Origin of the sequence: Gordonia sp. Z-3 (assembly GCF_036233855.1) — a bacterium.
In the GTDB taxonomy this organism is placed as follows: Bacteria; Actinomycetota; Actinomycetes; order Mycobacteriales; family Mycobacteriaceae; genus Gordonia; species Gordonia tangerina.
Genome location: NZ_JAZARS010000004.1, coordinates 66644 through 81425 on the forward strand (window position 1 = coordinate 66644; position 14782 = coordinate 81425).

At 66.0% G+C, this 14782-nt stretch carries 13 protein-coding genes; 6 read left to right on the top strand and 7 right to left on the bottom strand.

Annotated features, from left to right (window positions below):
- Positions 1–20: 20 nt before the first annotated feature.
- Together VX037_RS05505 and VX037_RS05510 are read right to left on the bottom strand one after the other, a co-directional pair.
- A complete protein-coding gene (locus VX037_RS05505) occupies positions 21–1220 on the bottom strand; it encodes an NADH:flavin oxidoreductase (RefSeq protein WP_235723936.1) in 1200 nt (399 codons plus the stop codon).
- Positions 1220–1816, bottom strand: coding sequence for a TetR/AcrR family transcriptional regulator (locus VX037_RS05510; protein WP_235723937.1), 597 nt, complete (start codon positions 1814–1816; stop codon positions 1220–1222). The genes VX037_RS05505 and VX037_RS05510 overlap by 1 nt, the downstream gene beginning before the upstream one ends.
- Before the next feature lie 249 nt (positions 1817–2065).
- On the opposite strand from VX037_RS05510, the gene lpdA reads away from it, so the two are divergent.
- The 4 genes from lpdA to VX037_RS05530 all read left to right on the top strand — a co-directional run bounded on the left by lpdA (position 2066) and on the right by VX037_RS05530 (position 6894).
- Positions 2066–3451 (top strand): dihydrolipoyl dehydrogenase, encoded by a 1386-nt coding sequence (lpdA, locus tag VX037_RS05515; RefSeq protein WP_235723938.1) that lies wholly within the window; start codon positions 2066–2068, stop codon positions 3449–3451.
- Between the two features lie 404 nt (positions 3452–3855).
- Positions 3856–4941: a helix-turn-helix domain-containing protein gene (locus VX037_RS05520; protein WP_235723939.1), complete on the top strand. Its 1086-nt coding sequence runs from the start codon at positions 3856–3858 to the stop codon at positions 4939–4941.
- Positions 4938–5969 (top strand): AraC family transcriptional regulator, encoded by a 1032-nt coding sequence (locus tag VX037_RS05525; RefSeq protein ID WP_328713524.1) that lies wholly within the window; start codon positions 4938–4940, stop codon positions 5967–5969. Before VX037_RS05520 ends, VX037_RS05525 begins: the two co-directional genes overlap by 4 nt.
- A gap of 52 nt (positions 5970–6021) precedes the next feature.
- Positions 6022–6894 carry a DNA-3-methyladenine glycosylase family protein gene (locus tag VX037_RS05530; RefSeq protein ID WP_287015461.1) on the top strand — a complete coding sequence of 291 codons (873 nt, stop codon included), beginning with the start codon at positions 6022–6024 and terminating at the stop codon, positions 6892–6894.
- Between the two features lie 32 nt (positions 6895–6926).
- Here VX037_RS05530 and VX037_RS05535 read toward each other — a convergent pair whose 3' ends face one another.
- Positions 6927–7568, bottom strand: a complete 642-nt coding sequence (locus tag VX037_RS05535) for a class I SAM-dependent methyltransferase (RefSeq protein WP_235723941.1) — start codon at positions 7566–7568, stop codon at positions 6927–6929.
- A gap of 24 nt (positions 7569–7592) precedes the next feature.
- Positions 7593–8129, bottom strand: coding sequence for a carboxymuconolactone decarboxylase family protein (locus tag VX037_RS05540; protein ID WP_328713526.1), 537 nt, complete (start codon positions 8127–8129; stop codon positions 7593–7595).
- A gap of 25 nt (positions 8130–8154) precedes the next feature.
- Here VX037_RS05540 and VX037_RS05545 point away from each other — a divergent pair, with 25 nt between their 5' ends.
- A complete protein-coding gene (locus tag VX037_RS05545; RefSeq protein ID WP_235723943.1) occupies positions 8155–8622 on the top strand; it encodes a MaoC family dehydratase in 468 nt (155 codons plus the stop codon).
- Positions 8623–8644: 22 nt separating this feature from the next.
- Here VX037_RS05545 and VX037_RS05550 read toward each other — a convergent pair whose 3' ends face one another.
- The 3 genes from VX037_RS05550 to ramB all read right to left on the bottom strand — a co-directional run bounded on the left by VX037_RS05550 (position 8645) and on the right by ramB (position 13623).
- Complete coding sequence (locus VX037_RS05550; RefSeq protein ID WP_235723944.1) at positions 8645–10051, bottom strand: lipase family protein; 1407 nt, start codon at positions 10049–10051, stop codon at positions 8645–8647.
- Positions 10052–10296: 245 nt separating this feature from the next.
- A complete protein-coding gene (locus tag VX037_RS05555; RefSeq protein ID WP_372512330.1) occupies positions 10297–11577 on the bottom strand; it encodes a lipase family protein in 1281 nt (426 codons plus the stop codon).
- A 627-nt stretch (positions 11578–12204) separates the two neighbouring features.
- Positions 12205–13623, bottom strand: coding sequence for an acetate metabolism transcriptional regulator RamB (gene ramB / locus VX037_RS05560; protein WP_266060349.1), 1419 nt, complete (start codon positions 13621–13623; stop codon positions 12205–12207).
- Positions 13624–13717: 94 nt separating this feature from the next.
- Between ramB and VX037_RS05565 the strand changes: the two genes are divergently transcribed.
- A complete protein-coding gene (locus tag VX037_RS05565) occupies positions 13718–14506 on the top strand; it encodes a hypothetical protein (protein ID WP_235723946.1) in 789 nt (262 codons plus the stop codon).
- Positions 14507–14782: the final 276 nt, after the last annotated feature.

Below are 14782 nucleotides of genomic sequence, written 5' to 3' on the forward strand. Positions count from 1 at the left end.
GTGCCGACGCTGCGTGGGTGTCACACCGCGGCGAGTGGATCGAGGACTTCGCCTTCCCGGATCGGGCAGCGGGTGCGCGAGTAGATCGTCGGCATGCACAGATTGCAGTGCACGCAGCGTGACGTGACCGTCGGGTCGCCCTGGATGCGCAACGGCAGATCGGGCTCGCGCAGCAGTGCACGACCCATCGCGACGAAGTCGAAGCCGGCGTCCAATGCGGTCTGCATCGACGCCCGGTCGGTGACGCCTCCGAGCAGGATCAGCGGCATCCGCACGGCTGCGCGTAGTTGCCGGGCCAGCGGCAACAGGTAGGTGTCGTGATAGTCGTAGTGCTTCAGGAAGAACGGGGCGGCCACCTTCAGTCCGGCACGCATGCTGCCGTGAAAGGCGTTGGCGAACTCTGCTCTCGGCGGAGCGCCGTGGAACAGATACATCGGGTTGAGCAGGGAACTGCCGGCGGTCGGTTCGATGGCGTCGAGGTGGCCGTCGGACTCCAGCAGCTGCGCCACCGCGCAGGCGTCGTCGATGCCGAAACCGAGTCGGCCGGCGCCGTCGTACATGTTCAGCTTCGCCCATACCGCTGCCTCGTCGCCGACCTCGTCGCGGACCCCGGCTATCACCTCGCGGGCGAATCTGGCCCGGTTGACCAGGGTGCCGCCGTATTCGTCGCGCCGCCGGTTGAGCAGTGGCGACAGGAAACTACTGATCAGATAGTTGTGGCCGCAATGGATCTCGAGTCCGTCGAAACCGCAGTCCACCGCGATGCGCGCGGCCCGCCGAAACGTCGTCACCATCTCGGTGAGGTCATCACGGTCGAGTCTGCGGGTCACCGACATCCCCATCGGTGCGGGAATGCGAGACGGGCCCAACGCCTTACGGCGGTTGGACACGGAATTGGCCACCGGACCGGCATGCCCGAGTTGAGCCGCAGCCAACGCGCCTTCGGCGTGGATGGCATCGGTCAGGTGGCGCAGCCCGGGCATCGCCTCATCGCGCAACCAGATCTGATGCCGATCGGTTCGTCCCTCCGGTGCGACCGCGCAGTAGGCGACGGTGCTCATGGCGACGCCACCGGCTGCCACCTCGCGGTGGAATTCGATCAGGTCGTCGGTGACGAGCGCGTCGGGGGTGGCGCCCTCGAACGTCGCGCATTTGATGAGGCGGTTACGCAGGGTCCGCGGCCCGAGCCGAGCCGGACTGAAGGGATCGAGCGTACTCATCAGGACTCCTCGGGTGCCGGGCTGGTACGGGCGGGTGTTGACAGGCCGGCGACCACGAAGTCGCGCAGCGCGGCGGTGGCGGCCGACGACAGCGGTGCATCGCCGGCGAACTGCTCCAGGATCAGACCGAAGGCCAGGCCCCACCGGCGGCGCGCATCGCCGACGTCGACACCGTCGACGATCTGTGCAAGCACCTGCGACCACCGGTCGAGTCGAAACCACGGCCGCGTCCACTCCGCGTCGGGGTGGGCCGCGACGAACCGGGCCAACAGGCGCAGGTGCAGGTGACCGACCGGCTCGGAACCGATGGTGGTGAACGGCTCCAGGATCAGGTCGACGAGGTCGACGACCTGCGCGGAGGCAGGGTCGAACCGGTCGAGCAGCTCGGCCCATCGCGGCGCCATCCGGTCCTCGAGGAGTGCCACCACCAGCGCATCCTTGGAACCGAAGTGATAGTGCACGGCAGCGGGGTTGGCGCCGGCCGCCGCGCAGATCGCGCGGACCGATACCTGCTCGTACCCGTCGGTGAGCAGGAGGGATTCGGCAGCTGTCAGCAGGGCTGTGCGGGTCGTGGCGCTGCGGGTCGATGCGGGCATGGCTCGATGCAAGCACAGTTCCATCAATGATTCAATCAGTGTTGGAAATCGGTGGCGCAGCGTATGGCCAGGTGTGGCGCGGGGCGTCTTCGGTGGCGCAGATGGTGTTGGGTGGCGTGGGCTGTCGACGACGCTCCCCGGTCCGAGCGGACCTGCGTGATCCACTCCGACCCGCGCGAGCTGGTGAAGTTACCGGTGAGTACGGGGACACGCTGCGGTCCCGACAGTGCCCGACGTAGGCTGGCAGGCGTGGCTGAACACTTTCAAACAGTTGTACTAGGTGCAGGTCCTGGTGGATACGTGGCCGCGATCCGGTCCGCCCAGCTGGGCATGAAAACCGCCGTCATCGAAGAGAAGTACTGGGGCGGCGTCTGTCTCAACGTTGGATGTATCCCATCCAAGGCGCTGCTGCGCAACGCCGAGCTGGCTCACATCTTCAACCATCAGGCGAAGACCTTCGGCATGTCCGGCGACGTCTCGTTCGACTTCGGTGCGGCATTCGACCGCAGCCGCAAGGTGTCGGAAGGGATCGTCAAGGGCGTCCACTTCCTGATGAAGAAGAACAAGATCACCGAGATCGACGGCTACGGAAAGTTCACCGACGCCAAGACCATCATGGTGGGCGATCGTGAGATCACCTTCGACAACGTCATCATCAACACCGGCTCGACCGTGAAGCTGCTGCCCGGTGTCGAGCTGAGCGACAACGTGGTCACCTACGAGGATCAGATCCTCACCCGTGAGTTGCCGTCCTCGATCGTTATCGTCGGCGCCGGCGCCATCGGCATGGAGTTCGGCTACGTGCTCGCGAACTACGGCGTCGACGTCACCATCGTCGAGTTCCTCGACCGCGTGCTGCCCAACGAGGACGCCGACGCATCCAAGGCCATCGCCAAGGAGTACAAGAAGCTCGGCGTGAAGGTGCTGACCTCCACCAAGGTGCAGTCGGTCAAGGACGATGGCGACAGCGTCACCGTCAGCTACAAGGATGCCAAGGACAACGACGGCGAGATCACCGTCGACAAGGTCCTCATGTCCGTCGGGTTCGCCCCACGAGTGGAGGGCTTCGGCCTGGAGAACACCGGCGTGAAGCTCACCGACCGCGGCGCCATCGACATCGACGACTTCATGCGCACCAACGTCGACGGTATCTACGCCATCGGCGACGTCACCGCCAAGCTGATGCTCGCTCACGTGGCCGAGGCGCAGGGCGTGGTGGCCGCCGAGGCGATGGCCGGCGCGGAGACCATGACGCTCGGTGATTACCGCTTCATGCCCCGCGCCACCTTCTGCCAGCCGCAGGTCGCGTCGTTCGGACTCACCGAGGCGCAGGCCAAGGACGAGGGCTACAACGTGAAGGCCATCACCTTCCCGTTCAGTGCCAATGGCAAGGCGCAGGGCCTCGGCGAGACCGCCGGCTTCGCCAAGCTGCTCACCAACGCCGACACCGACGAGCTGCTCGGCGGACACCTGGTGGGTGACAACGTCTCCGAGATGCTCCCCGAGATGACCCTGGCGCACAAGTGGGACCTCACGGCCAAGGAACTGGCACGCAACGTGCACACGCATCCGACGCTGAGTGAGGCGATGCAGGAGACGTTCCACGGCGCGTTGGGGCACATGATCAACCTGTAGGTGGTTTCGGGCCCCCTTCTCCATGTCGAGAGAACCCGGATTCCTGCCGAGGGAACCCAGATTTACATTGAGAGCATCTGATTCGCGACGCGGGCCGGGTTCTCTCGACGACAATCGGGGTTCCCTCGACCGCCGCGGCGGAGGGACGAGAGGTTCGTGTAGCAGCAAGATTGTGCCGTGCGGGGGAAGAATCGGTGCCAGCTCTGACCTGCACGACACGGCTGGAGTCGGCCATGTGGTGGACGTAGGCGGCCCTGTCGAGCTCAAACAACTTGTGGCACGGGGTTTTTGGTGCGTCACCAGATTGTGGCAGGGGTTGACGCGCGGCAAACGGGTACCTCAATCCCGTGACATCGGTGACATAAAGCATCTCATCCGTCGGCGTGTTCCGTTAATTTCAGATCATGAACACGGTTGAATTGGCCGGTTCTGGCGCGACGGCATCCGCAGTGCCGTCCGCCGCAACCGGTTTGTCGGAAAAGCAAGTTCGGCATTGGCGAGACCGCATGGGGGTCGGCGATGATCCGACAAGATTCGCACGTGCGTCCCATATCGACCAAGCCGTATCGACCGACGGCAACCAGACCCCGGCGCTCGTCGACGTGATCGGTCGGCCCGACCCCGACGACTACGCCGAGATCGTGTACTCCCGTCAACTCTCGGTGCTGGGCGTGTTCGCCGCGCTCCGGACACCGGCAACCGCGGAGCGCACCCCCTCGTTGATCCGGCGCGCTCCCGAACGCGCGATACTGGTGTGCTCGCAACTGTCCGCCGGTGGCGGCCACCTCGACCTCGACGGTCGGCGCCACGAGTTTCAACACCCATCCGACCTGCTGGTTCTCGACTACAGCACGCCATTTCGGCTGTCCACCGACGCCGTCACCGATCCAGTCGGCATCTGGGTTCCCGCCGAGGTCCTCGGTCGTGACGGCGACTGCATACAACATGAAATCGAGTCGGTGCAATCCTCGCCGCTGGCGCGGGCAACCGGCGCGTTCATCGTCACGCTGGCCGTCACCGCCGCCGTCCGCGGGGCCGACATCGACACCGAAACGGAACTCGCCGCAGTCGACCTCGTCCGTGACCTGCTCGGTGCAGCCGGGGGCACGCCGCCCCGGTCGACCGGAAACGGAGTCATTGTGCGCGAGGCCGCTCGGGCGCTGATCCGCCGCAATTTCCGCGACCCAGACTACTCACCCGACCACATCGCGACGGCCCTGTACATGAGTCGACGCAATCTGTACCGGCGGTTGGCCGAAGCGGGGAGCTCACCGGCCGCCCTCATTGCCGAGCAGCGGTTGGAGCGCGCGCGTCACCTCCTCGGCAGCACTCGGGCGCCCATGATCGACCACGTTGCCAAGTCCGCAGGTTTCAGCTCTCCGGCCACCCTACGGCGACACTTCAGGGCGAAGTATGGGGTATCGCCTGAGCGGTACCGGCGCGACCACCGACTCGACGACGCGGCCGCTTCCGCCGGCGACGGGTCATGAGACGGGCCTCCTACTCGCGTCACGGCATCGACCACGACACGCTGACGAGATGGCGCAAATCCGTGGGCGTCGACGACGAGCACGGTCCCGACGCGGCGACCGCGATGGAACTACGCGGCCGAACCGGTCTAGCCGCCTACGGCGCGGCCTTCTCCAGGGTCATCGTCGATGATCCCGACGCGTTTCACGCGGTCATCTACCACCGCCCGTTGTCGATCCTGTCGGCGCACTGCGAGCTGTCGACCCCGCGCACGACCGAACGATCCGACGACATCATTCGTGCCCAACCGGCGCCCATCGTCATGGTCGGCTCCCATCGGCTCGACGGCCGGCTACGCGTCACGCAGTCCGGTGTGCAACGCCAGTACGGCGAAGGGCAACTCGTGGTGATGAGCATCGAGCACGCCTTCGTCGACGAGTGCCCCAGCGTCTGTGACACCACGCTGTTGCTGGTACCGAGTGACATGCTCACTCACGAACTCTCCGATGCGGCCACGTCGTTCCTGCCGGCGGTCGCCGACTCACCCCTCGGTCGGGCGACGGCGACGTTCATCCGCCGGTTCGTCTGTGATGTTGCAGTACGCGGACTTCCGGTGACGCCCGCCGACGAACTCGCCGTGATCGATCTGATCCGATCGGCGATCGGTCACCACGCGCACGATTCTCACCGCATGGAGAACAACGCCCTGTTCGTCATCGAGGCGGTACGCGAACTGATCGACGAGCGCTTCAGCGATCCCCACTTCACCGCGGACTCCATCGCCGAGGTGCTCCAACTCAGCCGTCGTCACCTGTATCGCCATCTCGAGAGCATCGGCGAGACGCCGGCGGCGATGATCAGCGCGCGGCGACTGCGGTATGCCCGTGAGCTGCTTGCCGTCGACGAGCAGCTCGGGCTGGACGAGGTGGCGTCGCGTTCCGGTTTCTCCTCGACAGCCACCCTGCGCAACCGCTTCCGGGCAGAGTTCGGGATGACGCCGGGCGCCTTTCGCGATGCGATGCGACGAGGGGTCGCCGGCCGCGGATGACCGCCCGACCACCGCGGCGCGCGGTCGGTACCGTCGATGTGTGGCCACCACTATGCGCACCCGCGACTGGGTTCCGCCGTGGCCGCTCGACATCCGTGCCACCGTCGGACTGCATCGGCGGGGAAGTGGTGATCCATCATTCGTCTACGGCCGGGACGGCTCCGTGTGGCGGGCGGTCCACACCCCCGACGGACCGGGCACCCTGACGTTTCGGTCAGACGGCACCATTATCAGCGGTCGGGCCTGGGGCCCCGGCGCACAATGGTTGCTCGAACAGATGCCCGACTTTTTGGGCGCGCGCGACGACCCCGACGCGCTGGTGCCCCGTGACGACGTCGTGCGGGAACTGGTCCGGCGTGCTGAAGGGCTGCGGATCGGCCGGACCGATCGGGTCTGGGCGGCGCTGGTGCCGGCAATACTGGAGCAGAAGGTGGTGGGGGCGGAGGCCTTTCGGGCGTGGCGATATCTGGTTCGGCGCTATGGCGAACGGGCGCCGGGACCGGTGCCCGACACCATGCGAGTGCCCCCACCGCAGTCCGAGTGGGCGCGTATCCCGAACTGGGAGTGGCATCGCAGTGGGATCGAACCCGTACGGATGCGCACCATTCGGGGAGCGACCGCGCTGGACGTGGAACGCCACCATGACCGCCTGACGCTGCTCCGGGGGGTCGGCCGCTGGACCGAGGCCGAGACGCGTTCGCGGGCCGTCGGCGACCCGGATGTCGTGAACGTCGGCGACTATCACATCCCGAAGCTGGTGGGGCTCACTCTGGCCGGTGTATCGGTCGACGATGACGGAATGCTGGAACTTCTCGAACCCTATGCAGGACAACGGCAACGGATCATCCGGATGGTGGAGCGACACGGGGTGCGACCGGAGCGGCGCGGCGCGCGGATGACGGTGCGTGACTACCGTGAGTTCTGACCGAGTCGTGCCGGGCGCATCGGAGCAGGGGGTCAGCCGGGCTTGACGGCGAGAACGTACTGCCCCTGTCCGGTGATGGTCTGCTCGACGTGGTCGGCGCCCGCGGTGTGCAACCGGTCGACAATCTCATGTTTTCCGAAGATGCGATACCCGGACATCTCGGTGAGGGGACGCACTCCCGGCAGTGTGGTCAGTTCAGTGGCGACCGACGTGAAGATCACCACCTCACCGCCGGGTCGGGTGACCCGGACGAGTTCATCGATCACCGGGAGCGGGTCGGGGATGAGATACAGCGCGGCCAGACAGGTGACGGTGTCGAAGGTGTTGTCGGCGAAGGGGGTTGCGTGGGCATCGGCGCGAATGTAGCTGGCCCGACCGGTGGCGTTGGTGCGCGCAGCCTGGGTCAGCATGCTGGGCGAGAAGTCGATGCCGATGCAGCGGCCGTCGCCGCGCAGGCCGTCGGCCAACTTGCGGGTGTAATTGCCAGGGCCGCAGGCGACATCGAGAATGAGACGTTCGCCGGGGCGTGACAGGTAGGCGGTCAGGGCCTTGTCGAAGTCGGCAGTGCCGGAACCACCGAGACTGAACAGTCGGGTGAAGGTGGGACGCCAGAGTCGCTCGTAGACTTGCGAGAACAAGCGGTTATGCATCAATTGCTGCGCGATCGAACTCATGTAGCCCCCCGGCTGTCGTGGTGATCAGACTCTGGTGTCTCGCTGCACGCGCAATGTCCCGATCGTGGTGGCCAACATGTCGTACTGCCCGACGAGCAGGACAAACGCGACGAGCTTCGCCTCGTCGAGGTGTCGGCGCAGCGCCGCCCATGTCGGATCGGAGATGTCCTTGTCCGTCACCAACTCGTCGGTCGCGCGGAGCAACGCCCGTTCCCGGTCACCCCATCCTTCGTCGGGCCCGGCCAGGATGCGGTCGAACTCGTCGGATGAGATGCCGGCGCGCGCGCCGAGTCGCCGATGATGGTCGAGTTCGTAGTCACAGCGGCGGAGATGTGCGACGCGGATGATGATCATCTCGGAGTCCCTGCGCGACAACGCCCCGAACGGCATCAGTCGTGCGCCGAAGTGCAGCCAGCCGCGGAACAGCCCCTTGGCGCGGCCGAGGGTGGAGAAGATGCGTGCCTCGTCGACCCCGATCACCCGGGCCGCGCCGCGCGCGAACACCCAGTTGATCGGACCGAGGTCGCCGAAGCTGCCGGGAGCGACGCGAGGAGTGCTCATGGGGCCACGGTAGACTACCGAAACTATGACGAGCACCACACAGCGGACGTTTTCCAGTGTCGACGAACTCAAGGCTGCGATCGGGGAGGACCTCGGTTCCGGTGAGTGGATGACCATCGAGCAGGAGCGCGTCAACGCGTTCGCCGACGCCACCGGCGACCACCAGTGGATTCACGTCGACCCCGAACGCGCGAAGGACGGACCGTTCGGCGCGCCGATCGCCCACGGCTACCTCACGCTGTCGCTGCTGCCGGTGCTGGCCGGCGGCATCTTCACCGTCAAAGGGCCCAAGCTGGTCATCAATTACGGCCAGAACAAGGTGCGCTTCCCCAACCCGGTCAAGGTGGGTTCGCGCATCCGGTCGAACGCGGTCATCAAGTCCGTCGAGGAGACCCCCGCCGGGGTGAACATGGTGGTCACCAACACCATCGAGATCGAGGGCGAGGCCAAGCCGGCCTGTGTCTCGGAAAGTGTGCGGGTGCTGGTCTACTGATCGACCGAAGTAGTGCGGTCGGTCAGCGGAGCGGGCAGCTGCTCGTCGGGGCGCGCCCGGCCAGCCGGGCCTCGATCCAGTTCATCGCGTCGTCGAATGCGGTGAACACCGTGGTCATGTGCTCACCGGGGTACTCGCGATACGTCGCGTTGACCCCCAGCCGGCATTGTTCGGCGAAGAGTGAACGGGCCTGGCTCGCCGGGATCCACCATTCTTGCGCGCCGTGGTAGATGAACACCGGCATCGCCGCCTTCATGTCCTTCATCGACGTGATGTCGAAGATCTCCTGCGCTACCGGCGAACCGAAGGGGTCCGGCACGTTGGACAACGCCTGGGTGGGCACGAACGAGAAGCCCATATAACCCATCGTCCCGGTGCACAAATTCTTGAAGAAGTCATTGGTGGCCAGCCAGCGCGCGACATTGTTAGCCATCGGCAGCAATTCCGGCCGTTCGCGTGTGATGCCGAGGATCGCGGCGTGGAAGACGCCGGTGGCGAGGTTGGCGTTCATCGCCGCGGCAAGCTCGCGATAGTCGGCGGGCACACCACCGATCGCGGCCCCGACGAAACGCGCGGCAACCTCTGGCGCATACGACTTCGCCAGCTTCGCAGTGGCATTCGTGGCGATCGCGCCACCGGAGTAGCCGAGCATCGCCAGCGGTCCACGTGCAAAATTCTTCGCGTCGTAGCTTTCGGCGGCCCGGATCGCGTCGAGAATGACGTGTGCGGCGACATACGGCTCGGCGTAGGCCATGCGCGCGCCGGTGTGATCGGGGACGATCACCGCGTAGCCCTTTTTCAGGGACTCCTGGGTGGTCGGCGGGTCGAGATCGGTGTCGTTGGTGTCGCCGCTCTTGCCGTGCGACAGCGTGTAGCCGGTAGTGCAGCGGGTGCCGAGCGCGACGATCGGCGGGTTGTTGACCATCACCGGCCGAGCACCCCGACCCGTCCACGGGGTCGGCGGCACGAACAACGTGGCGGTCGCGAACAGCGGACGATCCTGCGCGTCGCGGGTGGCGAACTTGATCTGCCGTGCATACCCGACCTGCACCTCCAGGAGCGGCGCAGCGACCGGGGCGACGTCTCGGGACTGAATGATCTCGCCCGGTGCGCGGCGGTCCAGGTCGGCCGGCCAGGTGTCGAAGAAGGCGTCGCCAGTGGGCGTCGGCATGATGGCTTCGCGCAGTTCCTGCAGGTCCTGGGTGGCGCCGGGGGTCACCGAGCGCGCCGGGATCGAGTCCAGTCGTGGCACGTCGGGCGCGGGGACCATCGAGTCGATCCGGTTGGGGAACTGGTCGGGAAACGGCATCAGATTGGCCGGTGCGGGCGCCGCGGACCCACTGCCCGCAACCAGGGCGACTGCGGCCACCGTGACCGCCACTGCACAACGGACCGACGACTTGATTGAACCCGACCACCGCGTGGACATCGCCCACCTCTCACTGCGCGAACGACGACACCGTGCGATGCTCGCGCTTCGGACCACGTCGTCTTTTCGCTATTGCTAACAATCCTTAAAGGATTCTAAGTGGGATGACTGACTTTCGCGGAGCCGGGATCCTTCGATCGACCCGATTCGTCCGAATTGACTACACCTCGGGGCCGGCGCTCGGCGCCCGTGTGGTCGAGTGTGGTGCAGGCATCCGGGCCGCTCGCACGGCGAGGGGCCGATGATCAAGGACATTCGTCGCCAGCGGGTAGGCCCTGTAGTCGGCGGTCGAGCCAGTTCAACGCCTCCGGATAGCCGATGACTGCGGCCGACAGGTGTTCGCCGAACACCTCGCGATAGGCGGCGTGGGCGCCGAGTCGGCATTGTTCGCGATACAGCGCCCGGGCGCCGGCCGCGGGAATCCACCACTCGTGCGTGCCGTGATAAATGTAGAGCGGCACGGCCGATCGTCGTCCGGGCATGGCGTTGATGCGATAGATGCGTTCGGCAACCGGGGAGTGGAATGGGTCCGGGTGGTTTGCGAGAAGCTGCATCGGCCAGAATGTCTGACCCGCCAGTGCGGTCGGGATGGTGCACAGATTCTTCAGCGGCGACGATGCCAGCCAACGGGCGAAATCGTTGGCCATGGTGAGTATTTCGGTGCGCTCGCGGGCGATACCGAAGGTCGCCGCGTGGAAGAAGCCCGTCGCGAGATTGGCGTTCATACTGCCTACGAGCATCCGGAAATCCGCCGGAACCCCACCGAGAGCGGCGCCGACCACCCGCGGCGCCAACTCGGGCGCATAGACGTCGAGCAGTCGTGCGGCACCACCGGTGGCGATCGCGCCCCCGGAGTAGCCGGTCATCACAATGCGTGGGGTACCGAACTGTCGGTGGTCCAGGGCGGCAATCGCCCGGATCGCATCGAGGATCACGTGACCGGCGACGACGGGTTCGGCGTAAGCCATGCGGGGGCCCTGGTGGTCCGGGACCAGCACGGTGTAGCCGCGTGCCAGGGCCAACTGTGTGGTCGGCGGGACCAGGTCGGTTGGATTCGTTGCTATCGAGAAGCCATGTGACAGGGTGTATCCGGGTGTGCAGGCGGTGCCGAGCGAGTCGATCGGCAGATTGTTCACCACGATCGGGCGAGGACGGGCGTCGGTTCCACCGCTGCGAGGCACGAGCACCGTGGCCGTGCCGAATGACGGTGCGCCCACCGCGTCCGTGCTGCGGAACTTCACCAGCGTGGCCGAACGGATGGGGGTGGTCACCACAGGTGCGGCCCTCGCCGTCACGTCGCGGGTGGCGATGATGTCGCCGGGACGTGATCCGGTCAGGTTGTGCGGCCATCGATCGAACACGGGATCGCCGGTGGCAGAGGGTAACACCGCCTCCCGAAGCTCCAGAACCTGCCGCGAGAACCCTGCGGCAAACGCACGCCGCGGTATCCGGCTCAGGGTAGGGATGGGGGCATCCGGTACGACGGCATCGATGGCCGCCGGAATCTGCGGTGGAATGGACATCATGTTCGGTGGCTCTGCCCGCGCAGGTGCCATGACCATGCCGGCCACGGCGATCACCACCACAAGTCCAGCGGTCCCGGAGCGCAGACAACGCATTCGAATCAGACGTATTCGGCAGTGCGACAGCAGACCTGGACGTCCGGGCACCATGACGTGCTCCTTCTGTGTGAGGAGTTCCCCGTTGAACTCCTCACCGTATGACCGTAGGCCGGATCGCGGGACAATCGTCTGGGACATTCGACCCACATCCCAAACGTTATGGGATTGAAACGATGTGGTGTCGTCGAGCGACCCATGTCCCGACTCGCGAGCTGTCGGCCGTCGCTGGTTGAGTAGCGGCGCGCGAGCTTGCGAGCCCGACGCGTATCGACACCAGGCTCGCGGCAACTGATCTCGATACGCCTCCTCGCCTAGCGGCTCGGACGCTACTCGATCAGCGACAAGGGTTTCGTCGGGTTGGGCGTTACTCGTTCAGCGGCAAGGGTTTCGTCGGGTTGGGCGTTACTCGTTCAGCGGCAAGGGTTTCGTCGGGTTGGGCGTTACTCGATCAGCGGCGGGTGTGGAGAGGGAGTTGTCATGCTCGGGTCCTACCTGTTCAGCGCCGCAAACCTCAAGCAGTGAGAAAGGCCATCAGCTGGTCATATAGGGCGACACTGTGCTGCGGTGTTCGTCGATCTGCAGGCTCGCCCCAAGCGCCGGGAACGCGCGTTGCGGACAGTTCTGACGTTCGCACACACGGCAACCGGCGCCGATCGGGGTGATTCGTGCCTGCGGGCCGATCTCCAGACCGTCGGAGTAGATCACCCGTCCGGCGTGGCGCAGTTCGCAGCCGAGTCCGATGGCGAAGGTCTTGCCCGGCTGGCCGAATCGGGCGGCGCGGCGCTCAACGGTGCGTGCCACCCAGAAGTAGTCACGGCCGTCGGGCATCTCCGCGATCTGGGTGAGGATCTTGCCGGGGGAGGCGAAGGTCTCGTACACGTTCCACAGCGGACAGGTGCCGCCGCTCGACGAGAAATGGAAGCCGGTGGCGGACTGTCGCTTCGACATGTTCCCGGCGCGGTCGACGCGCACGAACGTCCACGGGATGCCCCGAAGATTCGGCCGCTGCAGGGTGGAGAGCCGATGGCATATGGTCTCGTAGGAGACGGCATAGAAGGCCGACAGGCGTTCGATGTCATACCGGAAATCCTCGGCTGCGCCGTGGAACTGGCGATAGGGCAGCACCACCGCCGCGGCAAAGTAGTTGGCCAGCCCCAACAGTGCGAGTGAGCGAGCCTCGTCGCTGGTGAAGTTGCCGTCGTCGACCAACCTGTCCATCAGATCGCCGTACTCGAGGTACCCGAGCTCGGCAGCCAGTTTCATGGTGCGCTGACCTGCCGACAGTGCTGCGGAAAACTCGAGACGCCGCGAGTCGGGATCGAAGCGGTGCAGGGTGTAGTCCCCGAGGTCCACCCGCCGGACGATCTGTACGCCGTGCACGGTCTCCAGGCGGTTGGCCACCTCCCGCCGGATGTCGGCCGAATGCATGCGCATCCGCACCGTCATCTCCTCGGCGGCCACGTCGAGCTCGTGGATGTAGTTGCGGCGCTGGTAGAAGTAGTCGCGCACCTCCTCATGCGGAGCGGTGATGGAGCCGCGCATGCTGCGATCGCCGCGTTCGTCGGTCGCCGCGGCCAACTGGTCGGTCGCGATCCGATAGCGCTGATGCAGGTTGACCATCGCCTGGGCGATTTCCGGATGCGCGGCCACCAGAGAGCTGATCGCGTGTGCCTCCACCGCGGCGGGCGCTGCCTCCACGTCGTCGTCGAGCAGGACCTCGCGCAACTCCGCGACCAGCCGAACGTTGTCCTGGGTATCGAAGAACTCCTCATCGATCCCGAAGACCTCGGTGATCTTGGACAGCACCGGCACCGTCAAAGGCCGCGCGTCGTGTTCGATCTGGTTGAGGTATGACGGCGAGATGGACAAGGTCTGAGCCAGCGCGACCTGGGACAGGCCGCGTTCGGACCGCAATTGGCGCAGTCGCGATCCGACGTAGGTCCTGGTCATGCCAACCTCCTGCCGTCACGATCGGCGACCACCCGGGCCGGTCCGACGACGCCGGCCGGCCTGGTCGCCCGCCTGTTCAGGGTACGGTGACCGCGTGCGAGTCCGAGTGCTGCGTGGCCGGGGGGCCTCGGTGATGGTGATCGCCGTGATGGCGGCGACGGCCTCACTGGTCGGATGCGGCGACGGCACTGTACCGCCCGCGTCGGTGGCGACGTCGGCGGTCCCGGCAGATCTGCTGCTCGCCCCAGGCCAGTTGCCCGGAGGGTTCGCCCCGGCCCAGCTGGCGGTGGCAGACCTGGTCGAGGGCAATCGAGGAAACATCGAAGCGGCGAACGCTGCCGAGGTCACACCACCGGACTGTCGGCCCACCGCCGACGCCGACCTCAACGAGCAGATCGACGCGGCGAACTCCGCCGTGCTGGCGGCACGGAGCTCTACGGCCTCGCTTGTCGAGCTGGTCACCACTGCGCAGCGCGACATCCCCGCCGACATTGCCGCCTCGACCGGGCGGTGCGCCATCACCACGACGGTCATCCGCGAGGGAAACCTGCGGGGCGCGCGGATCGTGACCCGATACACGGAGCTACCCACGCCCGCGCAAATGCAGGGATCGGACCGGCTGCACCAGGCCCTGGTGTTGCGCTCGGACGTGACCACCACCCTGCCCGACGGGGCCGCCAGCACGCAGGTCGGATTTGCCGGTTACGCGCTGCTCTCCCCGGCTGCGGAGCAGACCGCTGCTAGCGATGCGGTGACCGTGCAGCTGACGATGTCAGGCGAGTCCACACCGGCATCTGATCCGCCGACCGATGCACAACCACCGGTGACCGACGCGGCCTTCGGGAAGCTGTTCGACGACGCCGTCAACGCCGCATCACGCTGACCGACGATCCCTGTCAGTGTGAAAGGCGTCACATTCACACTGACTGCGCCGGGTCGCGGCGCCCATCCGCGTCGGCGCAGGGGTGCATCGGCGGCTACCGACGGGTAGATTAAAAACCCAGTACGCGCGTACTTTTTGGCGTGACCGTGTCGGATTTCGCAACTCGACATTCGCAAACTTTGCAAAAGTTGGCCGATGTGTGGCCGGATTTTGCACTTGAAAGGGATTGGACCTGCAGGTTTGTCCTGTGGCACTCTTGTTCCAGACACCGAAGGC

Excerpts from the sequence above, each read along its gene's own strand:
- VX037_RS05550 (WP_235723944.1), bottom strand. The coding sequence starts at position 10,051 with ATGTCCACGCGGTGGTCGGGTTCAATCAAGTCGTCGGTCCGTTGTGCA.
- VX037_RS05555 (WP_372512330.1), bottom strand. The coding sequence starts at position 11,577 with ATGATGTCCATTCCACCGCAGATTCCGGCGGCCATCGATGCCGTCGTA.
- VX037_RS05545 (WP_235723943.1), top strand. The coding sequence starts at position 8,155 with ATGACGAGCACCACACAGCGGACGTTTTCCAGTGTCGACGAACTCAAG.
- VX037_RS05520 (WP_235723939.1), top strand. The coding sequence starts at position 3,856 with ATGAACACGGTTGAATTGGCCGGTTCTGGCGCGACGGCATCCGCAGTG.
- VX037_RS05530 (WP_287015461.1), top strand. The coding sequence starts at position 6,022 with ATGCGCACCCGCGACTGGGTTCCGCCGTGGCCGCTCGACATCCGTGCC.
- VX037_RS05525 (WP_328713524.1), top strand. The coding sequence starts at position 4,938 with ATGAGACGGGCCTCCTACTCGCGTCACGGCATCGACCACGACACGCTG.
- VX037_RS05510 (WP_235723937.1), bottom strand. The coding sequence starts at position 1,816 with ATGCCCGCATCGACCCGCAGCGCCACGACCCGCACAGCCCTGCTGACA.
- VX037_RS05505 (WP_235723936.1), bottom strand. The coding sequence starts at position 1,220 with ATGAGTACGCTCGATCCCTTCAGTCCGGCTCGGCTCGGGCCGCGGACC.
- ramB (WP_266060349.1), bottom strand. The coding sequence starts at position 13,623 with ATGACCAGGACCTACGTCGGATCGCGACTGCGCCAATTGCGGTCCGAA.
- VX037_RS05535 (WP_235723941.1), bottom strand. The coding sequence starts at position 7,568 with ATGAGTTCGATCGCGCAGCAATTGATGCATAACCGCTTGTTCTCGCAA.
- VX037_RS05540 (WP_328713526.1), bottom strand. The coding sequence starts at position 8,129 with ATGAGCACTCCTCGCGTCGCTCCCGGCAGCTTCGGCGACCTCGGTCCG.